Source organism: Amycolatopsis sp. CA-230715 (genome assembly GCF_018736145.1).
Classification (GTDB): Bacteria; Actinomycetota; Actinomycetes; order Mycobacteriales; family Pseudonocardiaceae; genus Amycolatopsis.
Genome location: NZ_CP059997.1, coordinates 5970690 through 5993997 on the forward strand (window position 1 = coordinate 5970690; position 23308 = coordinate 5993997).

27 protein-coding genes are annotated in these 23308 nt (G+C 70.0%); 13 read left to right on the forward strand and 14 right to left on the reverse strand.

Features of this window, described 5'->3' with window-relative positions; translation table 11 throughout:
- The first annotated feature begins 2 nt into the window (after positions 1-2).
- Both pruA and HUW46_RS28735 read left to right on the forward strand, forming a co-directional pair.
- Positions 3-1631 carry an L-glutamate gamma-semialdehyde dehydrogenase gene (gene pruA / locus HUW46_RS28730; protein ID WP_215541902.1) on the forward strand — a complete coding sequence of 543 codons (1629 nt, stop codon included), beginning with the start codon at positions 3-5 and terminating at the stop codon, positions 1629-1631.
- Between the two features lie 53 nt (positions 1632-1684).
- A complete protein-coding gene (locus HUW46_RS28735; RefSeq protein ID WP_215541903.1) occupies positions 1685-2329 on the forward strand; it encodes a hypothetical protein in 645 nt (214 codons plus the stop codon).
- A 77-nt stretch (positions 2330-2406) separates the two neighbouring features.
- Here HUW46_RS28735 and HUW46_RS28740 read toward each other — a convergent pair whose 3' ends face one another.
- The 3 genes from HUW46_RS28740 to rsgA form a co-directional block, all read right to left on the reverse strand.
- Entirely contained in the window at positions 2407-3273 is an 867-nt protein-coding gene (locus HUW46_RS28740; RefSeq protein ID WP_215541904.1) for a hypothetical protein, read from the reverse strand.
- A 200-nt stretch (positions 3274-3473) separates the two neighbouring features.
- Positions 3474-4361 carry a hypothetical protein gene (locus HUW46_RS28745; RefSeq protein WP_215541905.1) on the reverse strand — a complete coding sequence of 296 codons (888 nt, stop codon included), beginning with the start codon at positions 4359-4361 and terminating at the stop codon, positions 3474-3476.
- Between the two features lie 128 nt (positions 4362-4489).
- Positions 4490-5500 carry a ribosome small subunit-dependent GTPase A gene (rsgA, locus tag HUW46_RS28750; protein WP_215541906.1) on the reverse strand — a complete coding sequence of 337 codons (1011 nt, stop codon included), beginning with the start codon at positions 5498-5500 and terminating at the stop codon, positions 4490-4492.
- Between the two features lie 115 nt (positions 5501-5615).
- On the opposite strand from rsgA, the gene HUW46_RS28755 reads away from it, so the two are divergent.
- Together HUW46_RS28755 and HUW46_RS28760 are read left to right on the forward strand one after the other, a co-directional pair.
- A complete protein-coding gene (locus HUW46_RS28755; RefSeq protein WP_215541907.1) occupies positions 5616-6389 on the forward strand; it encodes an SOS response-associated peptidase in 774 nt (257 codons plus the stop codon).
- Positions 6386-6994 (forward strand): alpha/beta hydrolase family protein, encoded by a 609-nt coding sequence (locus HUW46_RS28760; protein WP_215541908.1) that lies wholly within the window; start codon positions 6386-6388, stop codon positions 6992-6994. Before HUW46_RS28755 ends, HUW46_RS28760 begins: the two co-directional genes overlap by 4 nt.
- A gap of 48 nt (positions 6995-7042) precedes the next feature.
- On the opposite strand, the gene HUW46_RS28765 is transcribed toward HUW46_RS28760, so the two are convergent.
- From HUW46_RS28765 to ybaK, 3 genes are all read right to left on the reverse strand, one after another.
- Positions 7043-7453 carry a hypothetical protein gene (locus HUW46_RS28765; protein ID WP_215541909.1) on the reverse strand — a complete coding sequence of 137 codons (411 nt, stop codon included), beginning with the start codon at positions 7451-7453 and terminating at the stop codon, positions 7043-7045.
- Positions 7453-7890 carry a hypothetical protein gene (locus HUW46_RS28770; RefSeq protein WP_215541910.1) on the reverse strand — a complete coding sequence of 146 codons (438 nt, stop codon included), beginning with the start codon at positions 7888-7890 and terminating at the stop codon, positions 7453-7455. The genes HUW46_RS28765 and HUW46_RS28770 overlap by 1 nt, the downstream gene beginning before the upstream one ends.
- Positions 7891-7999: 109 nt before the next feature.
- Complete coding sequence (gene ybaK / locus HUW46_RS28775; RefSeq protein WP_215541911.1) at positions 8000-8476, reverse strand: Cys-tRNA(Pro) deacylase; 477 nt, start codon at positions 8474-8476, stop codon at positions 8000-8002.
- Positions 8477-8680: 204 nt separating this feature from the next.
- Between ybaK and HUW46_RS28780 the strand changes: the two genes are divergently transcribed.
- A complete protein-coding gene (locus tag HUW46_RS28780) occupies positions 8681-9307 on the forward strand; it encodes a sigma-70 family RNA polymerase sigma factor (protein ID WP_215550176.1) in 627 nt (208 codons plus the stop codon).
- Positions 9304-9621: a mycothiol system anti-sigma-R factor gene (gene rsrA / locus HUW46_RS28785; RefSeq protein ID WP_215541912.1), complete on the forward strand. Its 318-nt coding sequence runs from the start codon at positions 9304-9306 to the stop codon at positions 9619-9621. The genes HUW46_RS28780 and rsrA overlap by 4 nt, the downstream gene beginning before the upstream one ends.
- Before the next feature lie 74 nt (positions 9622-9695).
- On the opposite strand, the gene HUW46_RS49090 is transcribed toward rsrA, so the two are convergent.
- Entirely contained in the window at positions 9696-9770 is a 75-nt protein-coding gene (locus HUW46_RS49090; RefSeq protein ID WP_098515123.1) for a 50S ribosomal protein bL37, read from the reverse strand.
- A gap of 199 nt (positions 9771-9969) precedes the next feature.
- Between HUW46_RS49090 and HUW46_RS28790 the strand changes: the two genes are divergently transcribed.
- Both HUW46_RS28790 and HUW46_RS28795 read left to right on the forward strand, forming a co-directional pair.
- Positions 9970-10185, forward strand: coding sequence for a biotin/lipoyl-binding carrier protein (locus HUW46_RS28790; RefSeq protein ID WP_215541913.1), 216 nt, complete (start codon positions 9970-9972; stop codon positions 10183-10185).
- Between the two features lie 15 nt (positions 10186-10200).
- Positions 10201-11694: a sensor histidine kinase gene (locus HUW46_RS28795; RefSeq protein WP_215541914.1), complete on the forward strand. Its 1494-nt coding sequence runs from the start codon at positions 10201-10203 to the stop codon at positions 11692-11694.
- Between the two features lie 357 nt (positions 11695-12051).
- On the opposite strand, the gene HUW46_RS28800 is transcribed toward HUW46_RS28795, so the two are convergent.
- Together HUW46_RS28800 and HUW46_RS28805 are read right to left on the reverse strand one after the other, a co-directional pair.
- Positions 12052-12306: a WhiB family transcriptional regulator gene (locus HUW46_RS28800; RefSeq protein ID WP_215541915.1), complete on the reverse strand. Its 255-nt coding sequence runs from the start codon at positions 12304-12306 to the stop codon at positions 12052-12054.
- A 286-nt stretch (positions 12307-12592) separates the two neighbouring features.
- Positions 12593-13501 (reverse strand): diacylglycerol/lipid kinase family protein, encoded by a 909-nt coding sequence (locus HUW46_RS28805; protein ID WP_215541916.1) that lies wholly within the window; start codon positions 13499-13501, stop codon positions 12593-12595.
- 344 nt (positions 13502-13845) lie between these two features.
- Here HUW46_RS28805 and HUW46_RS28810 point away from each other — a divergent pair, with 344 nt between their 5' ends.
- Entirely contained in the window at positions 13846-14319 is a 474-nt protein-coding gene (locus tag HUW46_RS28810; protein ID WP_215541917.1) for a hypothetical protein, read from the forward strand.
- On the opposite strand, the gene HUW46_RS28815 is transcribed toward HUW46_RS28810, so the two are convergent.
- Both HUW46_RS28815 and HUW46_RS28820 read right to left on the reverse strand, forming a co-directional pair.
- The gene (locus HUW46_RS28815) at positions 14316-14795 is read right to left on the reverse strand and encodes a GNAT family N-acetyltransferase (protein ID WP_215541918.1); all 480 of its coding nucleotides are present in this window, start codon (positions 14793-14795) and stop codon (positions 14316-14318) included. The two genes, HUW46_RS28810 and HUW46_RS28815, sit on opposite strands and share 4 nt — an antisense overlap.
- Before the next feature lie 11 nt (positions 14796-14806).
- Positions 14807-15388, reverse strand: coding sequence for an acid phosphatase (locus HUW46_RS28820; RefSeq protein WP_215550177.1), 582 nt, complete (start codon positions 15386-15388; stop codon positions 14807-14809).
- Positions 15389-15441: 53 nt separating this feature from the next.
- On the opposite strand from HUW46_RS28820, the gene HUW46_RS28825 reads away from it, so the two are divergent.
- Both HUW46_RS28825 and HUW46_RS28830 read left to right on the forward strand, forming a co-directional pair.
- Positions 15442-15912, forward strand: coding sequence for a hotdog fold domain-containing protein (locus HUW46_RS28825; RefSeq protein WP_215541919.1), 471 nt, complete (start codon positions 15442-15444; stop codon positions 15910-15912).
- A gap of 88 nt (positions 15913-16000) precedes the next feature.
- Positions 16001-17635, forward strand: a complete 1635-nt coding sequence (locus tag HUW46_RS28830; protein WP_215541920.1) for a GMC oxidoreductase — start codon at positions 16001-16003, stop codon at positions 17633-17635.
- Here the strand turns inward: HUW46_RS28830 and HUW46_RS28835 are convergent.
- Positions 17632-18126 carry an Lrp/AsnC family transcriptional regulator gene (locus tag HUW46_RS28835; protein ID WP_215541921.1) on the reverse strand — a complete coding sequence of 165 codons (495 nt, stop codon included), beginning with the start codon at positions 18124-18126 and terminating at the stop codon, positions 17632-17634. The genes HUW46_RS28830 and HUW46_RS28835 overlap by 4 nt on opposite strands.
- A gap of 108 nt (positions 18127-18234) precedes the next feature.
- Here HUW46_RS28835 and HUW46_RS28840 point away from each other — a divergent pair, with 108 nt between their 5' ends.
- Positions 18235-19464, forward strand: coding sequence for an MFS transporter (locus HUW46_RS28840; RefSeq protein ID WP_215541922.1), 1230 nt, complete (start codon positions 18235-18237; stop codon positions 19462-19464).
- Here the strand turns inward: HUW46_RS28840 and HUW46_RS28845 are convergent.
- Complete coding sequence (locus tag HUW46_RS28845) at positions 19434-20042, reverse strand: dTDP-4-dehydrorhamnose 3,5-epimerase family protein (protein ID WP_215541923.1); 609 nt, start codon at positions 20040-20042, stop codon at positions 19434-19436. The two genes, HUW46_RS28840 and HUW46_RS28845, sit on opposite strands and share 31 nt — an antisense overlap.
- A gap of 318 nt (positions 20043-20360) precedes the next feature.
- Here HUW46_RS28845 and HUW46_RS28850 point away from each other — a divergent pair, with 318 nt between their 5' ends.
- Positions 20361-21536 carry an NAD(P)-dependent malic enzyme gene (locus tag HUW46_RS28850; RefSeq protein ID WP_215541924.1) on the forward strand — a complete coding sequence of 392 codons (1176 nt, stop codon included), beginning with the start codon at positions 20361-20363 and terminating at the stop codon, positions 21534-21536.
- 329 nt (positions 21537-21865) lie between these two features.
- On the opposite strand, the gene HUW46_RS28855 is transcribed toward HUW46_RS28850, so the two are convergent.
- Positions 21866-23269, reverse strand: a complete 1404-nt coding sequence (locus HUW46_RS28855; RefSeq protein ID WP_215541925.1) for a bis-aminopropyl spermidine synthase family protein — start codon at positions 23267-23269, stop codon at positions 21866-21868.
- Positions 23270-23308: the final 39 nt, after the last annotated feature.

The following is a 23308-nucleotide window of genomic DNA, read 5'->3' on the forward strand; positions in this document are numbered from 1 at the left end:
ACATGGATGCCGTGACCTCTGTTCCCACCCCGGTGAACGAACCAGTGCGTACCTACGCGCCCGGCTCTGACCAGCGAGAATCCCTGCGGAAGCGGATCGCGGAGCTGGCCGCCGAACAGCCGGAGCTGACCCAGGCGATCGACGGCGAGCACAGCCTCGCCGGCGGCGAGCGGTTCTCCGTGGTCATGCCGCACGCCCACGCGAACGAGATCGGGGTGTCGGCGCAGGCGACCCCGGAGGACGTCGCGAAGGCCGTCGGCGCGGCGAAACGCGCGGCCCCCGGGTGGAGCGAGCTGCCGTTCGACGAGCGGGCGGCGGTCTTCCTGCGCGCCGCCGACCTGATCGCGGGCCCCTACCGCGACACCATCAACGCGGCGACGATGCTGGGGCAGTCGAAATCGGTGCAGCAGGCCGAGATCGACGCGGCCTGCGAGCTGATCGACTTCCTGCGCTTCAACGCGCACTACGCGCGCCGCATCCTCGCCGAGCAGCCGAACTCGGTGCCGGGCACCTGGAACAGGATGGAGTACCGCCCGCTCGACGGGTTCGTCGTGGCGATCACCCCGTTCAACTTCACCGCGATCGCGGGCAACCTGCCGTCGGCGCCCGCGCTGCTCGGCAACACGGTGGTGTGGAAGCCGACGCCGACGCAGCAGCTCGCCGCGCACTACACGATGCGGGCGTTCGAAGAAGCGGGCCTGCCGCCGGGCGTGATCAACCTGGTGACCGGCGACGGGCACGCCGTCAGCGACGTCGCGCTCGCCGATCCCGGGTTCGCCGGGCTGCACTTCACCGGGTCCACCGCGACGTTCAAGCTGTTGTGGCGCCGGATCGCGGACAACCTCGACACCTACCGCGCCTACCCCCGGATCGTCGGGGAGACCGGCGGGAAGGACTTCGTCGTGGCGCACCCGTCCGCGCGCGCCGACAAGCTCGTGCCCGCGCTCGTCCGCGGTGCTTTCGAGTACCAGGGCCAGAAATGCTCGGCCGCTTCGCGCGCGTACGTGCCACGGTCCCTTTGGGACGGTGGAGTGCGCGAACAGCTCGCCGATCTCACCAGGACCGTGAAGTACGGCGACGTCTCGGATCTTTCGCTGTTCGGCGGTGCGGTGATCGACGCCCGCGCCTTCGCGAAACACCAGCGCCTACTGTCCAGTGTGGATGGTGACTCGGCGCTGGAGGTGCTGGTGGGCGGGCAGTGCGACGATTCGGTCGGCTACTTCGTCGAACCGACCGTGCTGGTGTCCGAAGATCCCGCGCACGAGGTGTTCGCCACCGAGTACTTCGGCCCGATCCTCGCCGTGCACGTCTACGAAGACGCCGACTACGAACGGATCCTGAAGGTCGTCGACGAGTCTTCGCCGTACGCGCTGACCGGCGCGGTGTTCGCCGACGACCGGGTCGCGGTGCAGCAGGCGCACCGCGCGCTGCGGTACACCGCGGGCAACTTCTACGTCAACGACAAGCCGACCGGGTCGATCGTCGGGCAGCAGCCGTTCGGCGGCTCGCGTGCTTCGGGCACGAACGACAAGGCGGGGTCGATGTTCAACCTGCAGCGCTGGGTGAGCCCGCGGTCGATCAAGGAAACCTTCGACGCGCCAACGGAAATCGGCTACCCGCACATGAAGTGACGGTCAGCGTTCGGGGTGGCAATTCGGTTGGTGCGGGCTTGTAGCGTGTGGGCATGGAGCTCGGTGAGGTGTTCGCCGGAGTGCCGCGCGCGGGCGCGGTGGACGGCTGCACGTACTGCTACACGCGATCGGAACTGGCTCTGCTCGCCAGGGATCCCGCGCAAGCACCGGACGGCCTCGTCGTGCGCTTCGCGACCGAGGTCATCGACCACTTCGCGGAGGAGCACTACAGCCTGGTGTGGCGTGGCCTGGCGCCGAGGATCCTCGGTTTGCTGGAGGCGTCACCGGACGTGCTCATGCTGCGCGGCTTGGCCTTCGCCCGCTTCTCCACCTGGCCCGAGGTGGAGCGGACCGCGGTGCGCGAGGCGCTGCGCGCGACGCTGGCGCGCGCCGTCACCGGTGGCAGGCACGGGAGCGTCGTGGCGGAACTGGTCTGCGCCGCCGCCCACGTGGACCACGACCTGACACCGTGGCTGAGCTACCTGGACACGCTGACCGGCGGTGCCGCGGATGCCGGTCTCGCTCGACTGGCCCGGTACTGGGCCGAGTCGCTCGCCCGCGGCCACGAGCCGGATCTGTGGTGGCTCTCCGAGGACCCGGCCGCACCGATCCGCGATTGGCTCCACGCCGGCGTCTTGCACGAGCGCCTGTCCCGAATGGACGATCTGGACACCTGGATCGCCATCGAGGAGATGTGACCCGGCGAGGGTGAGCTTGTCCGCCGCGAAACGGGGCCGTTTCCCGAGTGAACGGGAAACGGCCCTCGCGGGAATCGTCAGCGCTTCGGCAGTTCGCCGACCTCATCCGCGGGTGGTGCCTGCACGGCGACGTCCGCGGTGCCCCAGTCGCTGTACCTGATGGTCATCAGGCCGCCGATGTCGATGGAGCTGAGCTGCTCGGGGGTCGCGCCCGCGGCCAGCGCACCGGCCTTCACGGTCTCGCCGAGGTCCATGGTGATCTTGACCGGCAGCTGGTCGCCGTTGAGCCACAGCTCCATCGGGATCTTGCCGATCTTGTCCTTGATCTTCGCGAACTCCGCGGCGCTCTGCCCGCCGGGGAACTGCTTTTCCATCTTCGCCGGATCCAGCTCGACGGAGTAGTGGAAGGTGTCCTGCCCGTCGAGCTTCTCCGGCACGCCCTTGGTGATGGTGCCCGATTCCTGGACGACTTCGAGGGTCTTGCGCGGATCGCTCTGGTTGGCCTGGTTGCCTTCGCCGAGCATGGACTTCATGGCGGTCTCGTCGACCTTCGCCCACGGCTTCTTGGTCTTGAGCTTCTTGAGCGCCTCGGGCGGCAGCTTCACGTAGATCGTGCTGTTGTCGATCACGCGCATTTCCATGCTCTGCCCGAGCACCGACATGGTCATGGTGCCGGAGTTCTGGCCATCGGCGAACTTCATCGCGCCGGAGCCGGTGATCTTCTGACCGGCCGCGGTCATGTCCATCGTGAACTTCGCCGACGCGACCTGTGCCGCCTTGGCCGATGCGGCCTGCACCAGCGCCTTGGCGTCGGTGAACAACCCCTGGGCCTGCTTCTCCGCCGGTGCGGGAGCCGGGCCGGGTGCGGGCGCCGGCGCCTGCCCGCAGGCGGTCAGCACCGCGATCAGCGCGGCGCCCCCTGCCGCAAGAATCGTCTTACGCATCCGAATCCCCCTTCTCGCGCCGTGCGCGGGAATGCGCGACCTTCCGATGAGGTCTCGCTGGGGTCTATACGCCGCATGGCGGGCAAACGTTGCACTCCGGTCGGTCACGGTTGGGTGTCGACGCGGCCCGGTGCCGGAAAGAGCCCTGGAACGCGGAAGACGCCCCGCCGAAGCTCGGCGGGGCGTCTCCGAACGCTCACTCAGCGCGTCGGCTGAGGCATGTTCGGGATCTCCGGCATCTTGAACTCGCCCACCTGGTCCGCGGGCGGGGCCTGCACGTTCACTTCGCCGCCCCAGTCCGTGTACTTCATGGTCATCTTGCCGCCCGCGTTGGCCATCTCCGGCTTCTTGGCCTTCTCGGCCGCGGCCTTGAGCACGTTCGACATGTCCATCTCGATCTGCAGCGGGAGCTGGTCGTTGTTGAGCCACAGCTCCATCGGGACGGTGCCGGTCATCCCGGCGGTGGCCTCCTTGGGCAGTCCACCGGGCGCCGAGTCGGCCATCTTGGCCATGTCCAGCGTGATCGAGTAGTGCGTGGCCTCCTGGCCGTCGAGCTGGGTCTTCTCGCTCTTGTCGATCTTGCCGGCCTTCTGGACCTGGTCCAGGGTCTTGGACGGGTCGCTCTGCTTCGCCATCTGGTCGAAGCTGCCGCCGAGCATCTTCGAGAAGACGTCGTTGCCACCGGCGCCGATCTTGATCCACGGCTTGCCGCCGGTCATCGCCGCCGCGGCCGGGTCGCCGCCCTGGGGCATCTTCATGTACATGGTCTTGTCGATGAACCGCATCTCCATCTCACCGGTGGGGCCGTTCATCGTCATCGACATGGCGGTGTTGTCGCCGTCGTAGCGACCCTCGCCCTTCATGGTCATCTGCGCGCCCATGGCCGAGGTCTCCATGGAGAACTTGGACGTCTTCTTCTCGCCCGTCTTGGCGGAAGCCGCCTGCACCAGTTCCTGCGCGTTGCCGAACAGACCGGAAGCGTCACCACCCGCCGCCGGCGCACTGGCCTGGCCCCCCTCTTTGCCACCACAGGCGCTCAGCGCGATGACCAGCGCGAAACCGCCGGCCGCGAGTGCTGTCTTCCGCATCGAAATGCCCTACTTCCTTCGTTGACTTCGGTTTCCCCCGTACCTGGACCCGTTCCGGTGCGAGCCGGTTGCGAGTCGGGCAAAGACTAGCGTCGCATGCGCCCCGGCACCCTTCAATTCGGGCAACTTCACAGCTCGGCGTGCCCGGAACGCGACGCGAGGAGCCTGCGCAGCGATTCGAGCCTGCTCGCGCTCGCGGCGCCATCGGCGACCGCGGTGTCGAGCATGCAGTCCGGGTCCTCGGGCGGCCCGAGGTGGCCGCATCCGGACGGGCATTCCTCGGCGGGCTCGGCGAATTCCTCGAAGGACAGCACGATGTCGTCGGCCGTCACGTGCGCGAGGCCGAACGAGCGGACGCCGGGGGTGTCCACCACCCAGCCGCCGGTCGGCAGCGGCAGCGCGACGGCCGCGACCGACGTGTGCCTGCCCTTGCCGACCGCGCTGACCACGCCGGTGGCCAGATCGGCGTCCGGGACCAGCCGGTTCACCAAAGTCGACTTGCCGACACCGGAGTGGCCGACGAGCGCGGACACGTGGCCGGTCAGGCGTTCGGTGACCGCGTCGAGATCGGGCTGGTCGTGCCGGGTGACGATCGCGGGCACGTCGAGGTCCGCGTAACTGGCGAGCAGCTCGTCGGGACTCGCGAGATCGGCTTTCGTCAGGCACAGCACGGGCCGCAGCCCGCCCGCGAAACACGCGACGAGGCAGCGGTCGATGAACCCGGTGCGCGGTAGCGGGTCGGCGAGCGCGGTGACGATCAGCAACTGCTCGGCGTTGGCGACGACGATCCGCTCGTACGGGTCCGTGTCGTCCGCGGTGCGGCGGAGCACGCTGGTCCGCTCGTCGACGCGGACGATCCTGGCGAGGGTGTCCGGCTTGCCGCTGGTGTCGCCGACGATGCCGACGGTGTCGCCGACCACGATCGGGGTCCGGCCGAGCTCGCGCGCCCGCATCGCGGTGACCACGTGCGCGGGGTCGCGGTCGAGCGCGCACGTCCACCGCCCCCGGTCCACGCCGATGACCAGCGCGGACGCGGCGTCGGCGTGCTCGGGGCGCCGTTTGCTGCGTGGCCTGGTGCCGCGGCCGGGGCGCACGTGGACGTCGGACTCGTCCAGCTTGCGCCAGTCCCTGCCCGCCAACCCGCCACGCCCTTCCGCTCGCGTTCTGCCAGCATCGATGATCCCTCATGCCGGTCGCCGCCGGTGCGGCAGCCGTGTCACGATGAGTACCCACGCGCAGGAAAGGGGTTGGGCGATGTGCGGGCGCTACGCCGCCACGAAGGACCCGGCCAAGCTGACCGGGGAGTTCGACGCGATCGACACCACGGAGGGCAAGGCGCGCGGCGCCGACTACAACGTGGCGCCGACGAAGAACGTCGTCACCGTGGTTCAGCGGCATCCGCGTGACGAGGACGGCAAGGTGCTCGGCGACGAACCCGCGGTCCGCAGCCTCCGGATGATGCGCTGGGGCCTGGTCCCGTTCTGGGCCAAGGACGCCGCGGTGGGCAACAAGATGATCAACACCCGCGCCGAGACGGCCACCGAAAAGCCCGCGTTCCGCAAGGCGCTCGCGAAGCGCCGGTGCCTGGTTCCCGCCGACGGCTGGTTCGAATGGCGCCGCGACGGCAAGGAGAAGCAGCCCTTCTACATGACCGGTCCCGGCGACCGGTCGCTGGCGTTCGCCGGGATCTGGGAGAGCTGGCGCGATCCCAAGGCGGAGGAGGGCGCGCCGCCGCTCATCACGTTCTCGGTGCTCACCACCGACGCCGTCGGCAAGCTCACCGAGGTGCACCACCGGATGCCGCTGATGATGCCGAAAAGCACCTGGCAGGCCTGGCTCGACCCGGACGCCGAGGAGGTCGGCGACCTGCTCACGCCCTCGCTGGACCTGGTCGACAGCATCGAACTGCGGCCGGTGTCCTCGAAGGTCAACAGCGTCCGCAACAACGGGGAGCAGCTGATCGAGCGGGTCGACCCCGCGGCGAAGCAGCTGGACGACGGGGCATTGTTCGACCTCCCGGCGTCATGACCCGCGTCGAGGTCGACACCCCGCACGGGCTCGCCCGCGTCGAACTGCACTGCGCCGACGAGGGCAGCGCGGTGCTGATGCTCGGGCACGGCGCGGGCGGCGGTGTCGGCGCGAAGGACCTCGTGGCCGTCACGCGCGCGGCGCAGGCCGTCGATGTGCACGTGGCGCTGGTCGAGCAGCCCTACCGCGTCGCGGGACGGCGTGCGCCCGCGCCGGCGAAGCAGCTCGACGCGGCGTGGCTGGCGGTGGCCGACGAGCTGGCAGGCCGGTTCGACGGCCTGCCGACGGTGTTCGGCGGCCGGTCCTCCGGCGCCAGGGTCGCGTGCCGCACGGCCTCGGCGGGGCAGGCGGTCGCCGTGCTGTGCCTGGCTTTCCCCGAGCACCCGCCGGGCAAGCCGGAAAAGTCGCGGCAGGAGGAACTGGACGCCGTCGAGGTGCCGGTGCTGGTCATCCAGGGCGAGTCCGACCCGTTCGGCAGGCCGTCGGCAGGCCCGCACCACGAGCTGGTGATGCTGCCCGGCACCCACGCGCTGGACGCCGATCTGGACGGCGTGGCCCGAGCCGCCTCCGAATGGCTGGAACGAGTGTTAAGGCCGCTCGCCTGAGTCGCCGCCCGCGACGTTTAGCCCGCGAACTGCACCCAGCCGCCTCGGCTACGGCTGCATCGTGCAAACGCGGTAGCCGTCTTTGTACTGGCGGACTTCCACGTGCTGGCTGGCGGTTTGGCGGCCGGTGGGGGTTTGCGCGGAACCGGTCATCGTGGTGCTGAACACGTGGTCACCCGAGTTGTCGACGACGACGGATTCGACGTCGACGGGGTGGTCTCGCATCGACGCGACGGTCACCCGCCGCTGGTCCGGGCTCTGCGCGAGCAGATTGCTCGTCGAGGTGTACAGGTCACCGCACGACTTGCCGAGCAGTCCCCGCAGTTCGCCGCCGTTGCGCAGGGCGATGTAGTCGCGCACGGTCTGTTCGACCGCGGCGGACCCGGGTGCCGCCTGCGTTCCGCAGGCGCCGAGAACGGCGAGCGCGAAGAGCGCCGGGATCCAGCGACGGGCTCGCATCACGACCAGTCGACGATCGCGCCGAGGACGTTGACCGACTGGAACCGCATCGCCTTGTAGGCCATCGCGTTCCCCCACGGCATCGGGTTGCTGGTCCCGCTGGTCCCGAAGCCGAACTCCGTCCAGGCCTCGGGGCCGGGGTTGGGGCCCTCGATGTTCGTGTAGTGCTTGCCGGTGGCGTGGATCGGGCTCGCGTCGGACCGCGAGGTGTAGCTGTACTTCATGGTGGTGCCGGGCGAGCCGCCGGCGGCGCAGATGCCCTGCGACACGTCGCCCCAGCCGCCGCCGGGCGGCGCGTAGCCGGTGCCGCCGGTGTTGCAGTCGGCTGCCTTCGGCGGTACGAACGCGGGTGCGGCGGACGGGGTGGCCTCGGCGACCCCGGCGCTCGACACCGCGACGAACGCGCCCACGGCGATCCCGACAAGTATCTTTTTCACGTTTCCTCCCAGGTTAGTTTTTCCCCAACCTCCCCCGGGCTGAACGTAACAGCGCGTCGCGCACGGGTGACCGGCTCAGCCGAAATCTCAGTAAAACGGTGGAGGCGCTTCAGCGGGCGATGGGGAACACGATCCCGCCGGTCAGCCGGATCAGGTCCGCGGGAGCCAGCTCGACTTCGAGGCCGCGGCGCCCCGCCGAGCAGTGCACGGTGTCGAACCGCTCGGCCGAGGAGTCGATCACGACGGGTAGTTTCGAGCGGTGGCCGAGCGGCGAGATGCCGCCGAGCACGTATCCGGTGGCGCGCTGGGCGGCCGCGGCGTCGGCCATTTTCGCCTTCTTCTTGCCGACGGCGGCGGCGAGCGCCTTCAGGTCGAGCTGGCCGGTGACCGGGACCACGCCGACGGTCAGCTCGCCGTCGGCCTCGGCGACGAGGGTCTTGAACACGCGGGCGGGGTCGAGCCCGAGCGCGTCCACAGCCTCGGTGCCGTAGGACTCGGCGCGCGGGTCGTGGTCGTAGGCGTGCAGCGTGTGCGGCACCTTCTGCTTGGCGAGCTGCGCGGTCGCCGGGGTGCCCTTTCCAGCCATGTGAGGGAGTCTACGAATCGGGAGGGGAATGCCGCCGCGCGCCGCCTGGTTGACACCGGTGTGCAGACGACGCTAGCCACCCCCGCCATCCATCCCCAGCGCCAGGCGCCCGCCGCCGCGGCGGGCCGGCGCGCACCCTCCCGCGTATCCTCGGTGCAGTCATATGCGCGGCCGCGCATCGACGAGGACGGGGAAGGGAACGGTTTGCCGAGCACGCAGAATCCGGCGGTGCCCGAATCGGGCTCCGAGCAGGCGCGGACCGAACGCTTCGAGCGCGACGCCATGCCACTGCTCGACCAGCTCTACTCGGCCGCCATGCGGATGACCCGCAACCCGGCCGACGCCGAGGACCTGGTCCAGGAGACCTACCTGAAGGCCTATTCGGCGTTCGCCTCCTTCAAGGAGGGCACCAACCTCAAGGCGTGGATGTACCGCATCCTCACCAACACCTACATCAACGGCTACCGGAAGCGGCAGCGCCAGCCGGTGCAGCAGCCGACCGAGGAGATCACCGACTGGCAGATCGCCAAGGCGGAGAACCACACCTCGAGCGGGCTGCGCTCGGCCGAGGTCGAGGCGATGGACAAGCTGCCGGACGCCGACGTCAAGCAGGCCCTGCAGCGGCTGCCGGAGGACTTCCGGCTCGCGGTGTACCTGGCCGACGTGGAGGGCTTCGCCTACAAGGAGATCGCGGAGATCATGGACACCCCGATCGGGACCGTGATGTCCCGCCTGCACCGTGGCCGCGCCCAGCTGCGTGACCTGCTGGCCGATGTCGCGCGCGAGCGCGGGTTCATCCGGGCGGCCAAGCAGGAGGTGGCGGGGCGATGAGCAACGAATGCGGGGACAGCGGCAAGGTCAGCTGCGACGAAGCGCTCGCCGAGATCTACCTGCTGCTGGACAAGGAGTGCGGTCCCGACCACGAGGCGCAGCTGCGCAAGCACATCGAGGACTGCCCGCCGTGCCTGGAGCAGTACGGCATCGACGAGCAGCTCAAGCAGCTGCTGGCCCGCAAGTGCGGCGGTGACCACGCGCCGGACGACCTGAAGAGCCGCCTGCGCGCGTCGATCAGGAAGACCGTCGAGGAGCGGGGTGGGATCACCATCGAACGCACCGAAGTGTCCATCGAGCAACGCTCCGAGTAGGCGCTGCATAGCGCGCTGGACAGCGTAAAGGCCCCGGACCGCGCTGGTCTCGGGGCCTTTCGCGTCCGCCTTGCTCAGGCGTTGGGCTTCTTGCCGTGGTTCGCGCCGTTCTTCTTGCGGTCACGACGCTTGCGGGCGCGCTTCGACATGCCTGCTCCTCGATGTTCCGATGGGTTCCGCCTCGGGGCACGCCCGAGCTCCGAACCCCTAGTTTCGCACGCGCCCCGAACAGGGGGTTCCTGGGCTGGGCCGAAGGCGGCTCGCTCTGCTTGGATGAAAGCCGCGTTCGGTGACCGGGGGGACTCCGCCGGGCGCGCCCACCACTGCGTTCGCGGGAGGACACCGCCCATGGCCGAAGAGATCCGGGCCGAGATCGTCGCCAATGTGATGAAGGTCGTTGCCGCCGAAGGGGTGACACTCGGTGACGGGGACACGGTGGTGATCCTCGAATCCATGAAGATGGAGATCCCCGTGCTCACCGAGGGCGCGGGCAAGCTGACCCGGCTCGCGGTGCACGAGGGCGACGTCGTACAGGAAGGCGACCTGCTCGCGGTACTGGAGTGAGCCCAGAGGAGATCCGTGTCCACACTGTCCGACCTGCTGGCCGAGAACACCGGGCTGTCGGGCGAGGCGGCCGACCACCTGCAGACGGTGGTCGCCGAATGGCAGCTGCTCGCCGACCTGTCCTTCGCGGACTTCCTGCTGTGGGTGCCGGTGGCCCACGAGGTGTACCCCGACGGGGGTGACTTCGTGTGCGTCGCGCAGGCGCGGCCGACGACGGCGCCGACGGCCCATCCCGAGGACGTCGTCGGCACGCGGTTCACCGTGGACGAGCACCCGCAGCTGGCGAAGGCGATGCGCGAGGTCCGGATCTGCCGCGAGGAGGACCCGCACTGGTACCGGGACCTGCCGATGCGGCGCGAAGCGATCCCCGTCAGCTTCCAGGGCACCGTGATCGGCGTGCTGAGCCGCGAGACGAACCTCGCCGCGCCCCGCGTGCCGAGCCCGTTGGAGATCGCCTACCTCGGCAGTGCGGGCGATCTGTGCCAGATGATCGTGGACGGCACGTTCCCCAGCAAGGATTCGCAGAGCGACGCGCACACCAGCCCCCGCGTCGGCGACGGCCTGGTCCGGCTGGACCCGTCGGGAGCAGTGGTGTTCGCGAGCCCGAACGGGTTGTCCGCCTATCACCGGATGGGGCACGAGTCCGATCTGGTCGGCGCCCGCCTCGCGCCGCTGACGCGCTCGCTCATCCGCGATCCCTTCGACGCGACCGAGGTGTCCCACCGGATCCTGAACGCGCTCGACGGGAAGCCGGGGAGCCGCGCGGAGGCCGATTCGCGCCGCGGGGCCGTCGTGCTGTTCCGCGCGCTCCCGCTGCGGCCCGCCGGGCAGGCGGCGGGGGCGCTGGTGCTCGTCCGCGACGTCACCGAGGTCAAGCGGCGCGATCGCGCGCTGCTGTCGAAGGACGCGACCATCCGGGAGATCCACCACCGGGTGAAGAACAACCTGCAGACCGTGGCCGCGCTCCTGCGGTTGCAGTCGCGCCGCACTTCGAGCGACGAAGCGCGCGTGGCGCTGGGGGAGTCGGTGCGGCGGGTGTCGTCGATCGCGATGGTGCACGAGGCGCTGTCGGTTTCCGTCGACGAGCGGGTGGACCTGGACCAGTTGCTCGACAACGTGCTGCCGATGGTCGGGGAGGTCGCCACGGCCGAATCGCACGTGACGTTCTCGCGCACCGGGTCGTTCGGGATCGTGGTCGCCGAAATCGCCACGCCGCTGGTGATGGTGCTCGCGGAACTGGTGCAGAACGCCGTGGAGCACGCTTTCCCGCAAGGGCGTTCCGGTGAGGTGGAAGTGAAGGTGGAACGCTCGGCGCGGTGGCTGGACGTGCTCATCCGGGACAACGGCCGCGGGTTGCCTTCGGGATTTTCGCTGGAGCGGACCGACGGGCTCGGCCTGCAGATCGCGCGGACGCTCGTCGAATCGGAATTGCGGGGCTCGCTTTCGCTGCGGGGCCGCAGCGGCGGAACCGAAGCCGCGCTGCGAATCCCTCTGAGCCGCCGCCTCTGACGCGCTCCGTCCTCAAAGGACGGTCACACTTTCCCTTACCCGGCAACGCTTTTACCTGCCCCGAAAGTGACGTTCGGGGAATCTAATGCCCCGAAGGTCACCTTCGGGGCATGCGGCACTCGCCCGCCTAACATTTTTTAGGGCGGCCCCTCCAGGAGGGGCCGCCCTAACACTGCGGGAGGACTTGAGAAGTCCTTATGACCGGGCCCGTGTTCGCGGGTGGCCCGGGAGGTAGTCGGACCCGGTGGAGGTCACAGTCACCTTGGTTGTTACGCTCAGACAGGGCCGATGTCACCTCACGTGACGCGGGCGCGCGCTTGGTGGGGCGAATTCGATCCTGCGGGGGTGGTTCCTCGATCAGGCGTTGCTGCGGGTGCCGATGTGCGCACGACGGCGCTTGAGGGCGCGTCGCTCGTCCTCGCTCATACCGCCCCACACGCCGGCATCCTGTCCGCTGGCCAGTGCCCAGGCGAGACAGTCGGATGCGACGGTGCAGCGGTGGCACACGGCCTTCGCCTCGGAGACCTGGAGCAGAGCGGGACCGCTCGTTCCCACGGGGAAGAACAGCTCGGGGTCCTCGTCTCGGCAGGCCGCGTCGTGGCGCCAGTCCATTTCTGTGAGCTCCTTCTAAGGGGCGCAGCGCTCTGCGCCACAGTCGTCATGGCGGTCGTTTTTTGGGGTGCTTGTGAATGCTTTCACGAAGCACCGCTTTCGACAAGGGTTTTCCGAAGATCGGTGAGTCAGCTCACCCGGCCGAGCGACCCGTCTGACCTGCGGTTTCTGTCCGAAACGACCTTCGCGAAGGAAGGACGATGCGGTGAGTGGATGTTCTCCGTCGGCGAGCGGCAGGTCTGTCTTTGCCGCTAGTGGTCAGTCGCGGCGGACTCCGCCGCGGTGTTCAGCACATCACCGACAGTGCGCCCGGCGCACTGGTGAACTCCACCCTGGTCCGCTGGCCGACCAGGTCTCCGTCCACCTGGAAGTTTACCGGTTCAGAAGCCTCTATGCAGAAAGTCGGCACGTCGTCGTGACGCAGAAGACGCTTGCCGCGCTGGTTGCCGTTCGTCGTGAGCGCTTGGCGTACATGCCTGAACACGGTGGGTAGTCCGAGGCCTTTGAGGGCGAACAACCCGAGCCCGGAGTCGAAGGAGCAGCCGTTGTTGAGGTGCACCGGCTTGGTGCCGAGGTAGCTCCACGGGTCGGTGTTGGACACGAACGCGGTGCGCACCTCGACCGGGTCCTCGCCGGGCAGCCGCACGGTCATCGCGGGCCTGCCCAGCGGCGGGCGGAGATGGCAGGCGACCGCGGCGCGCAGGTACAGCGACGGGCTGGTCTGCTTGCCGCGCCGCTTCGCGACCCCGGCGACGACGTCGGCGTCCCAGCCGAGCCCGGCGTTGAAGGTGAACCAGTGCCCGTCGGCGAGGCCGAGCCCGACACGCCTGCTCCGGCCGGTCTCGATCGCGTTGAGGAGCTGGTGGGTGGCCTCGACGGGATCGCGCGGGATGTCGAGCGCGCGGGCGAACACGTTCGCGGAGCCGCCCGGCACCACGCCGAGCATGCTGCCCACCGGCGGGGAGTCCGCGAGCAGGCCGTTGACGACTTCGTTGACCGTGCCGTCGCCGCCGTGCGCGACGACCAGGTCGATGCCCTCGCGGGCGCTCGCCTTCGCCACGGCCAGCGCGTGGCCGCGGTACCCGGTTTCGACGACTTCGAGCTTCACCTGGCTGGCGAGAGCGTGCGCCAGCACGTCCCGGCCACCGGGGGTGGTCGAGGTCGCCTGCGGGTTCACGACGAGGACTGCGCGCACTACCGCAGGGTAAGTGAAGACCCGACCTCGGACCCGGTACTGCGAAGCTCGTCACGGTACCGGTCCGCGGGACGGGTGGCCCCGCGGCCGCGTCGGACTTCGAAGCGCGCCTCTCGAAGGCTGTGCCGGGACTGCCCTCCGTCTCGTCCGACGCGCGGGCCCTTTGCCCGCGTCACGGTCCGCCGTGACAAGTGCACCCGGGCCGACCGCCCGCTCATCGACGACTGCTTCAGATCTTGGTCGCGTGGACGCCCGAGGAAAACGGCCGTCCGGGTGGCATAGGCTCGACCGAGTTCACGCACGGTCATCCGTGCGACGCATCCGCAGGTGGAAGGCCACAAGCCGTGCCGATCGCAGACAAGATTTCTCCCGCGCCGCGCGAAGTCCGGCTCGCCGGGGCGATCACGCTGTTGCCAGGGGTGGCGGTGCTGGTACTGGGTGTCATGGTGCTGGCGGAAAGCGGCCGGTCGAGCGCGCCCGGTAACAACGTCTACGCCGAAGCGGGCTTCTACGGGCTCTTCGGGATCGGCATCGTCGCCGTGGGTATCGGGCTGCTGCTGGGAAAGCTGTGGGCGCGTTCACCCGGGGTGGTGGTGGCGCTGATCACCGCGGGCGCCGGGATCTACCTGACCGGGCCGTCGGGGCAGCCGGGGCCGGGCGTCCCGACCGTCCTCGCCGGGTTGCTGGTGGTGTACCTGCTCTTCCGCCAGCCTTCGCGCGCGTGGGCGCTCGGGCAGCAGGAAGGCGAGTCCGAAGAGGACGCCGCGCGCCGCGGCGGGATCGAAGGACGCGCCGAACGCCGCGAGTCGGAGGACTAGACCTCGCCCGCGAGCGCGCGCAGCGGTTCGCCGTCGAGGCGGTACACGCTCCACTCGTCCATCGGCACCGCGCCGAGCGAACGGTAGAACTCGATCGCCGGATTCCAGTTCAGCACCGACCACTCCAGCCGCGAGTAGCCGCGTTCGGCGCACAGCTTCGCGAGTTCGGTCATCAGCGCCTTGCCCGCGCCGCTGCCCCGCGCCTGCTGGCGGACGTAGAGGTCCTCCAGGTAGATGCCGTGCACACCGTTCCAGGTGGAGAAGTTCAGGAACCACAAGGTGAAGCCGACGACTTGGCCGCCGGCCTCGGCGATGTGCCCGAACAGCGCGGGGGAGTCGCCGAACAGCGCCGTGTGCAGCTGGGGCGCGGTCAGGTGGCAGTCCTGCGGCGCCTTTTCGAACTCGGCGAGGTCGTGCACCATGCCCACCACGGCGTCCACATCGGACTCGCGGACGCGCCGGATCGTTACTGGCATCGAAGGTTCTCCTAGAGCGGCGGGATGTTGAGGTGTTCGATCCGCGGTTCGCCGCGCTCGTCCCCGAGCACGCTCACCCCGGCCGACGACAGTCCGAAGTGGACACCGGAGGTGGCTGGCAGGCCGAGCCAGCGGGCGATCAAGACCCGGCTGAAGTGACCGTGCCCGACGAGGACGACGTCGGAGTCCGCCAGTGCTTCGCGTGCCTTGGCGAGCACTTCGTCCGCGCGCGCCGTCACCTGCCGCGCGCTCTCGCCGCCGGGGATCGGGTGCGTCCACACGGTCCAGCCGGGCACCGTTTCGCGGATCTGGTCGGTGGTGACGCCCTCGTAGTCGCCGTAGTCCCATTCGGCGAGCTGCTCGGTGGTCTCGTCCACATCGAGCCCGGCGAGCGCGGCGGTCTTCACCGCGCGCGTGCGCGGGCTGGCCAGGACGAGCGCGGGGCCGTGCCGCAGCTTCGCCAGGGTTTCCCCGGCCGCGCGCGCTTCGTCCTCGCCCTCGTCGGTCAGCGGGAGGTCGGTCCGGCCGGTGTGCCGTCCGTTCACCGACCATTCGGTCTGGCCGTGCCGGAGCAGGTAGAGCAGGTGATCCACGTTTGCGAACATACCCTGCCGTCTGCTTTGCTACTCGCGAGTAGGAGGTGTTCATGGCGAACTCGACATACGGCCTGTGGGAGCGGCTCTCGCGGGTGCCGGGTGGGCGAAGGCTGTTCTCGGCCGCGATGTGCCTGCGTGTGCCGTACTTCGGCACCGTGCTGCCGCACGTGCGGGAGATCCGGCCGGGCCGCTGCGAGGTCAGCGCGCCGAAGTGGTGGGGTGTGCACAACCACATCGGCACCTTCCACGCGATCGCGGCGTGCAACCTCGCGGAGATCGCGATGGGCATGCTCGCCGAGGCGACCGTGCCGCCGACGCACCGGTGGCTGCCGAAGGGGATGACCGTCGAGTACGTCGCGAAGGCGGGCAGCGGCCTGCGCGCGGTCGCGGAACTGCCGGAAATTCCCGAATTCACCGATGAGGGATTCGCGTTGTCGGTACCGGTGACGATTCGGGACAAGCGCGGCGAAGCCGTCGTGACGGGCGTGATCACGATCTGGGTCACTCGGCGCCGGGGGTAGCCCAACCGAGTGAAGTAAACACCGTTTACCCAGTTGGCGTGAATGGGTTTCGTGTTCGCTCTTGCCAGTGGGAAAACGGGCTTGCAGCATGCGTCGCATGCCCTCCCCCTTCTCCCGCAGGCGTTTCCTCGGCCTCGCCGCGCTCAATTCGGCCGCCGCGCTCGGACTGACGTCCATTTCGGTCCCCGCCGCGCGCGCCAACGAGAAAACGGCGTCGCTGCCCGAGTTTTCCCCCGCCGTCGTGATCGGCACCGGGTACGGCGCCGCGGCGACCGCGTTGCGGTTAGGGGAGGCGGGCGTGCCCACGGTCATGCTCGAAATGGGGCAGCTCTGGGACACCGCGGGCACCGACGGCAAGGTCTTCTGCCCGATGCTCTCGCCCGACGAGCGGTCGATGTGGTTCAAGGACCGCACCGAGGCGCCGCTGGCCTCGTTCCTGTGGCTCGACCTGGCGAACCACGACATCCGCAGGCACGCGGGCGTGCTCGACCGCGTGCACTTCGGTGACATGTCGGTCTACCTCGGGCGCGGTGTCGGCGGCGGCTCGCTGGTGAACGGCGCGATGGCCGTGACCCCGCGGCGCGACTACTTCGAGGAGATCCTGCCCGAGGTCGACGCGGACGAGATGTACGGCAGGTACTTCCCGCGCGCCAACGCCGCGCTCGGCATGAACCAGGTGGACAGGGCGTGGTTCGAGAAATGCCGTTCGTACGGCTACGCCAGGGTTTCGCGGAAGGCGGCGGCGAAGGCGGGGTTCAAGACCGCGTTCGTGCCGAGCGTCTACGACTTCGAGTACCTGAAGGCGGAAGAGGCGGGCACCGTGCCGCGCTCGGCGCTCGCGTCGGAGGTCATCTACGGCAACAACCACGGCAAGCGCTCGCTCGACAAGACCTACCTCGCGGCGGCGCTGGGCACCGGGCACGTGCGGATCCACACGCTGCACGAGGTCCGGGAGATCCTGCGCCAGCCCGACGGCACCTACACCCTCGTCGTCCGCGAGAGCGACGCCGACGGCACGGTGCTCGCGACCAGGCACATCGGCGCGAAGCACCTGTTCCTCGGCGCGGGCAGCCTCGGCACCACGGAACTGCTGCTGCGCGCCCGCGAAACCGGGCGGCTGCCGGAACTGTCCGAAGAGGTCGGCGAGGGCTGGGGCACCAACGGCAACGTCATGCTGGGCCGCGCGAACCACGTCTGGGACACCACCGGCAGCCTGCAGTCCGGCATGCCCGCGCTGGGCATCGACAACTGGGACGATCCGGAGCACCCGGTGTTCGCCGAGATCGCGCCGGTGCCCGCCGGGCTCGAAACCTGGGTGAGCCTGTACCTCGCGATCACGAAGAACCCCGAGCGCGGCCGGTTCCGCTACGACCCCGCGAGCGATTCGGCCAAGCTGTCGTGGACGGTCGACCAGGGCCAGCCGTCGATCGACGCGGCGAAGGCGCTGTTCGACAAGATCAACAGGGCGAACCGGACGATCTACCGGCGCGACCTGTTCGGCGACACGCGGCCGTTCGAGAACCGGTTCACCTACCACCCGCTCGGCGGCGCGGTGCTGGGCAAGGCCACCGATCCGCACGGCAGGGTCAAGGGCGCGCCGAACCTGTACGTCACTGACGGCTCGCTGATCCCCGGCAGCACCGGGGTGAACCCGTTCGTCACCATCACCGCGCTGGCCGAGCGCAACATCGACCGCGTACTGGCCGAAGACGTCCTCCGCTAGCGCTTGCGCCAGCCCTCACTCGGGGTGGCGCGCAGGTACTCGGCGGCCACCGGTTCGACGGGGCGGTCCTCGTACTGCGTCGAAAGCACCATCGACGTGCGGATCTCCCCGTGCTTTCCGATGCGCTCGAAGATGCCTTCGAGGTGGTCGAGCGAGGCCGCGCGCACCCGCAGCATCGTGCAGTGGTCGCCGCTGAGCTTGTGCACCTCGACCACCTCGGGGTAGTCGCCGGAGACGCTGGTCTTCAGCAGGCACCGGTTCGGGGCGCACTGCAGTTCCACGAACGCGACGAACGGGTACCCGGCGCGGCGGGCGTCGACCTCGGCACGGTAGGCGCTGATCACCCCGGCTTCCTCCAGCCGCCGCACGCGTTCGGCGACCGACGGCGGCGAGAGCGAGATCCGCCTGCCCAGTTCGGAGTAGGACAGCCTGCCGTCGGCCTGCAGCTCCGCGAGGATGCGCCAGTCGGTGTCGTCCAGGGGTCTTTCCATGCTGAAGGTCCTTCCCGGTGAATGCGTTGCGAACGGTAAGCGGGGACGGGTGAACCGATGGTCTTCGCCCCTTCGATCCGGTCCCTGATCCTTCTAGCCTTTTCGGTCATGACCTCGCCAGTGTCCCCGCCGGTGGCCCTTCCCGTGCCCGTTCCGGTCCGTCGCCGCGCGGTTTTCGCGCTGTGCGCGGGCGTGACGATGATGAACACCGCGATGCTCGCCGCGACCACGGCTGGGTCGCTGATCGCCAGTGACGAAGCCGGGCCGGGGTTCAGCGGCCTGCCGAACGCGGCGGGGGTGCTCGGCACGGCGACCGGCGCGCTGCTGTCCGGACGGCTCACCGCCCGCGTCGGCAGGCGCGCCGCGCTGTTCAGGACGTTTTCCACCGCGGTGCTCGGCGCGCTGATCACCGTCGCCGGCGCGCTCACCACGAGCCTGCTGGTGCTGCTGGCCGGCATGGTGCTGCTGGGCGTCGGCAACGCGGGCGCCCAGCTGTCCCGCTACGCCGCGGCCGAGCTGTACCCCGACGGCAGGCAGGGCACCGGCCTGGCGATGGTGGTGTGGGCGGGGACCGCGGGCGCGCTGGCCGGGCCGGTGGTGCTGGACCCGGCCGCGGGCGCGGCGGCGGCGAACGGCCTGCCGTCGCTGTCCGGGCCGGTCGTGGTGGCGGTGCTGGTGACGCTCGCGGCGGTCGCGTTCACCGCGCTCCTGCCGCGAGCGCGTGCGCTGACCGGCACGACCGCCCGGTCGCACGGCGGATTCGGCGCGCTGCGCCGCCGCGAGGTCCGCGTGCCGCTGACCGCGATGGTGGCCGCGCACCTGGCGATGGTCACCCTGATGACGATGACCCCGCTGCAGCTCCACGAGCACGGCCACGATCTGAGCACGGTCGGCTGGGTGCTCGCCGCGCACCTGATCGGGATGTTCGCGCTGGCGCCGCTTTCGGGCAAGGTAGTGGACCGGTGGGGCGCGCGGATCGCGATCGTCGCGGGCATCGGCGTGCTCGCGATGGCGGCGGCGCTCGCGACGGCCGCGCCGGAGGCGCACCGCTCCGGTGTCCCGGTGGCGATGTTCCTGCTCGGCTACGGCTGGAACCTGATGTTCGTCGGGGGCAGCGCGCTGCTCGGCACCGTGCTGGCGCCCGAGGAGCGCGCCAGGTCGCAGGGTGCCGTCGACGCGCTGGTGTGGGGCGGCGCGGGGGTGGCGAGCCTGCTCGCCGGGCCCGTGTTCGGCTGGGGCGGGTACCCGGTGGTCGCGGTGCTGTCCGGGCTCGTCGCGCTGGTGCCGCTCGCGTTCCTGTTCCGGCGTCAGCCCGCGGCGGCGCGCAGCGCTTCGTAGTGCGCGAGGCAGTCCTCGTACTTCGGCAGGATGCCCGCCTTCTCCGCCTCCGCCAGCGTCGGCGCTGTTCTGTCCTTTTCGGACAGAACGTGCTCGAACGCCGTCGGCCACGGCAGGTTCAGCGACTCGTCGAACGGGGTGATGCCGTGTTCGCCGCCCGGGTTGTAGCCGGTGGAGCACAGGTAGGTCATCGCGGTGTCGTCCTCGAGCGCCACGAACCCGTGCGCGATCCCCTCCGCGACGTAGATGGCGCGGTAGTCGACCGTGTCGAGCCGGACCGAGTCCCACTGGCCGAAGGTCGGCGAGCCGACCCGCACGTCGACCACGATGTCGATCATCGACCCGCTCGAGCAGTAGACGTACTTGGCCTGGCCGGGCGGCGTGTCGGCGAAGTGCAGGCCGCGAATGGTGCCGCGGCGGGAACGGCTGTGGTTCGTCTGCGCGAGGTGGAGCGGGTGCCCGAGCGTCTCGGTCAGCGCCGATTCCTGAAATGGCGCGACGAAAAGGCCTCGGTGATCGGGAAACACCCGCGGGGTGAATTCGTGGCAACCGGAAACCGACAGGGGGCGTACGTGCATCGCCCCACTCTATCGGGAAGCTCCCAAGCCGAACGGACGTCTTGGTAATACCGGTAAACCCCTAGATCTGTGACATCAACCGCACCAAGGGCCACGGGCGGTCGGGGAGCCTGCCACAATGGCCGGACCGCCGCGTCCACGGCCATCGTCCCCACCACAGGCTCCGATGACCGGACTGGACGCCTCGCCGACAGGCCGGCGCTACCGCGCTGGGCTGCCGCGCTGGAGGAGAACTGCCGAGGACACCGGTGTCCCCGGCGCCCCCGCCCGCAGCCCTGGGAGAACGAAGTGACGCAAGCACCTATGACGGGAAGCCGCATGAACGACACCGCCGCGCCGGTGACCGACGAGGAGATCTTCGGTGGCCACGAGGGCGGCAAGCTCTCGGTGGCGGCGACCCGGCCGATCGCGGACCCCCGCGACCTGTCGATCGCCTACACGCCCGGCGTGGCGAAGGTCAGCCGCGCCATCGCCTCCGACGCCGTGCTCGCGCAGCGCTACACCTGGGCCGACCGGCTGGTGGCCGTCGTCAGCGACGGCACCGCGGTGCTCGGCCTCGGCGACATCGGCGCCAGCGCGTCGCTGCCGGTGATGGAGGGCAAGGCGGTGCTGTTCAAGACCTTCGGCGGGCTTGACTCGATCCCGCTGGTGCTCGACACCACCGACGTCGACGAGATCGTCGAGACGCTGGTCCGGCTGCGGCCGTCGTTCGGCGCGGTGAACCTCGAGGACATCTCGGCGCCGCGGTGCTTCGAGCTGGAGGACAAGCTCAAGGAAGCGCTCGACTGCCCGGTCATGCACGACGACCAGCACGGCACCGCGATCGTCGCGCTCGCGGCGCTGCGCGGGGCGAACCTGGTGCTCGACCGCGACATCGCCGCCGAGCGCGTGGTCATTTCGGGCGCGGGCGCGGCCGGGGTCGCGTGCGCCAGGATCCTGCAGGCGGCGGGCGTGGCCGATGTCACCGTGCTCGACTCGAAGGGCATCATCCACGCCGGGCGCGCCGGGCTGAACCCGATCAAGGAGCAGCTCGCCGCGACCACGAACTCTTCCGGGCTGACCGGCGGGCTCGCCGAAGCGCTGCGCGGCGCCGACGTGTTCCTCGGCCTCTCCGGCGCCACGATCGACGAATCGCTGCTCGGCGCCATGGCCGACGACGCGATCGTGTTCGCGCTGTCCAATCCGGACCCGGAGGTGCACCCGGAGGTCGCCGCGAAGTACGCGCGGATCGTGGCCACCGGCCGCAGCGACTTCCCGAACCAGATCAACAACGTGCTGGCGTTCCCCGGCGTCTTCCGCGGCGCGCTCGACGCGGGCGCGCGGGCGATCACGGAGAACATGAAGCTGGCCGCGGCGGACGCGATCGTCGCGGTGGCTTCCGACGACCTCGGCCCGGACCGGATCGTGCCGAGCGCGCTCGACCCGCGCGTGGCACCCGAGGTCGCCGCCGCGGTGGCGAAGGCGGCCGCCAACGACGGCGTCGCGCAGCAGTAGCTTTTCGGCTTTGGTGCCCGGGATTCCCATGGAGTCCCGGGCACTTTTCCTTTGCCGCGACGTGTCCATGCCCCGGCTTTCGGGGACCTGCATGCCCCGAAGGCCACTTCGGGGCACGCGAAGGCCTGCTGTGTGGTCGTGCGGCGGGCGGGAGTGCGGCGCGAGGGTCGAGTTCGCGGCGTCTACCGCCCCGAAGGCCACCTTCGGGGACAGACGCCAGGGCGGCAGCCCGCCACGAGGGCCGAGATCGGGACGCTCAACGCCCCAAGAGGAGCCTTCGGCGGCACCCGCGGCCCGACCTCTATCAGGAGCATCTTTCGGGCCAGGGTTCACAGTTCGGAGACGAGGGCGGCGATCCGGTGCCGGGGCAGGTCGATGAGCCGGTAGGCGTGCACGTCCGAAAAGCGGTCGGTGAGGACGTTCCCGAGCCGCGCGTGCGCCTTCAGTAACAGGTCCACTGGCGACTCGACGGCGGTGGCGACGACGACGGCGTGCTTGTTGTCCGGGGTGCTGCGCAGGAACCGCAGCCGGTACTTGCCCGCGACGAGCGCGCTCAGCGACGCTTGCGCTTCGGCGTCGCCGAGATCGGGGTGCGCGTTCGGCACGAGCACGGCGAGCCGGTCCGCGTTCGTCGCCAGCAGCACGCGCAGCAGCCACGGGCCGGGATCGGCGGTGAGATCGACGGCGACGGCGGAAGCGGGCGCGCCGGACGCCGACCAGTCGGCGGCGCGGATTTCCGCGCCCGCACCGGCGATTTCGGTCAGCTTCGCGAGCAGTGCGGGACGCGTGCCGCGCGTTTCCACCGACTGCGGGCCGTGCGTGTAGATCCCGCCTTTCCTGGCTTTGACCTTCTTCGCGCGCGCGGTCGGCTGGCACACGTAGAGGTCCGCCGCGCTGCCGATCGCTTCGGCGCCGTGATAGCGGTGGAAATCGGGCAAAATCGCTTCGAAGGTGAGCCCGAGCGACGCGAGTTCGCGCTGCACCTGCGCGCCGAGCGCCGGGTGCCGGGTGCTGTACCCGTAGGCCAGCACGATCCTGCCCAGCGGCGGGTCCGCGAGCGCGCGCACGCCGTTCGCGGCGAACAGGCCCATTCCTTCGGGCGTGTAGGGCGGATCGCTGAACACCAGGTCCGCGCTCGCGGCGACCGCGGGCGGCAGGCCGACGCGCAGATCCGCGTGCACCGTGGTGATGGTGCGCCCGGAAACCGAATCGAGGTATTCGAGGACCCGCTCGTCGAGGTCGACCACGGTCAGCCGCGCGTCGGGGCGCAGCGCGCGCACCGCGAGCGAAGTCAGGTCGTGGTCGCCGAGGAACAGCAGCCGCGTGCGGGCGAGGTCGTAGCGCTCGTCGAGCCACAACGCCCTGCGCAGCACGGTTTCCGCGGTCGCCTGCACGTGGTCGAGCGCGGGCAGCGGCGGCGGCACGCCGTCGACGTACCGCGCGACACGCGCGAGCAGTTCGCGGTTTTCCGCCAGCGAAGCATCCGGCGGGTCGACCGTTCGAAAACGTTCGTAGCGGGCCACGGAGCCGGGGCGGATGCGCAGCGCATGCGTGTCGCGTTCGAGGTCTTCCCCCAGTGCCGTCAGCAGTTCTTCGATGCTGCGGCGGGGTGCGGCGGTGGTACGGACCAGATCGTCGAACCGCTGCCAGCCGTGGCAGAGCAGGGTGACCGCGAGCCGCAGCGGTCGCGTGTGGACGCCGTGGCTCGCCAGTACCTGCTCCAATTGGCTCATCGGAGACGAGCTTAGATCCGCCGGAAGCAGTGCCGAACG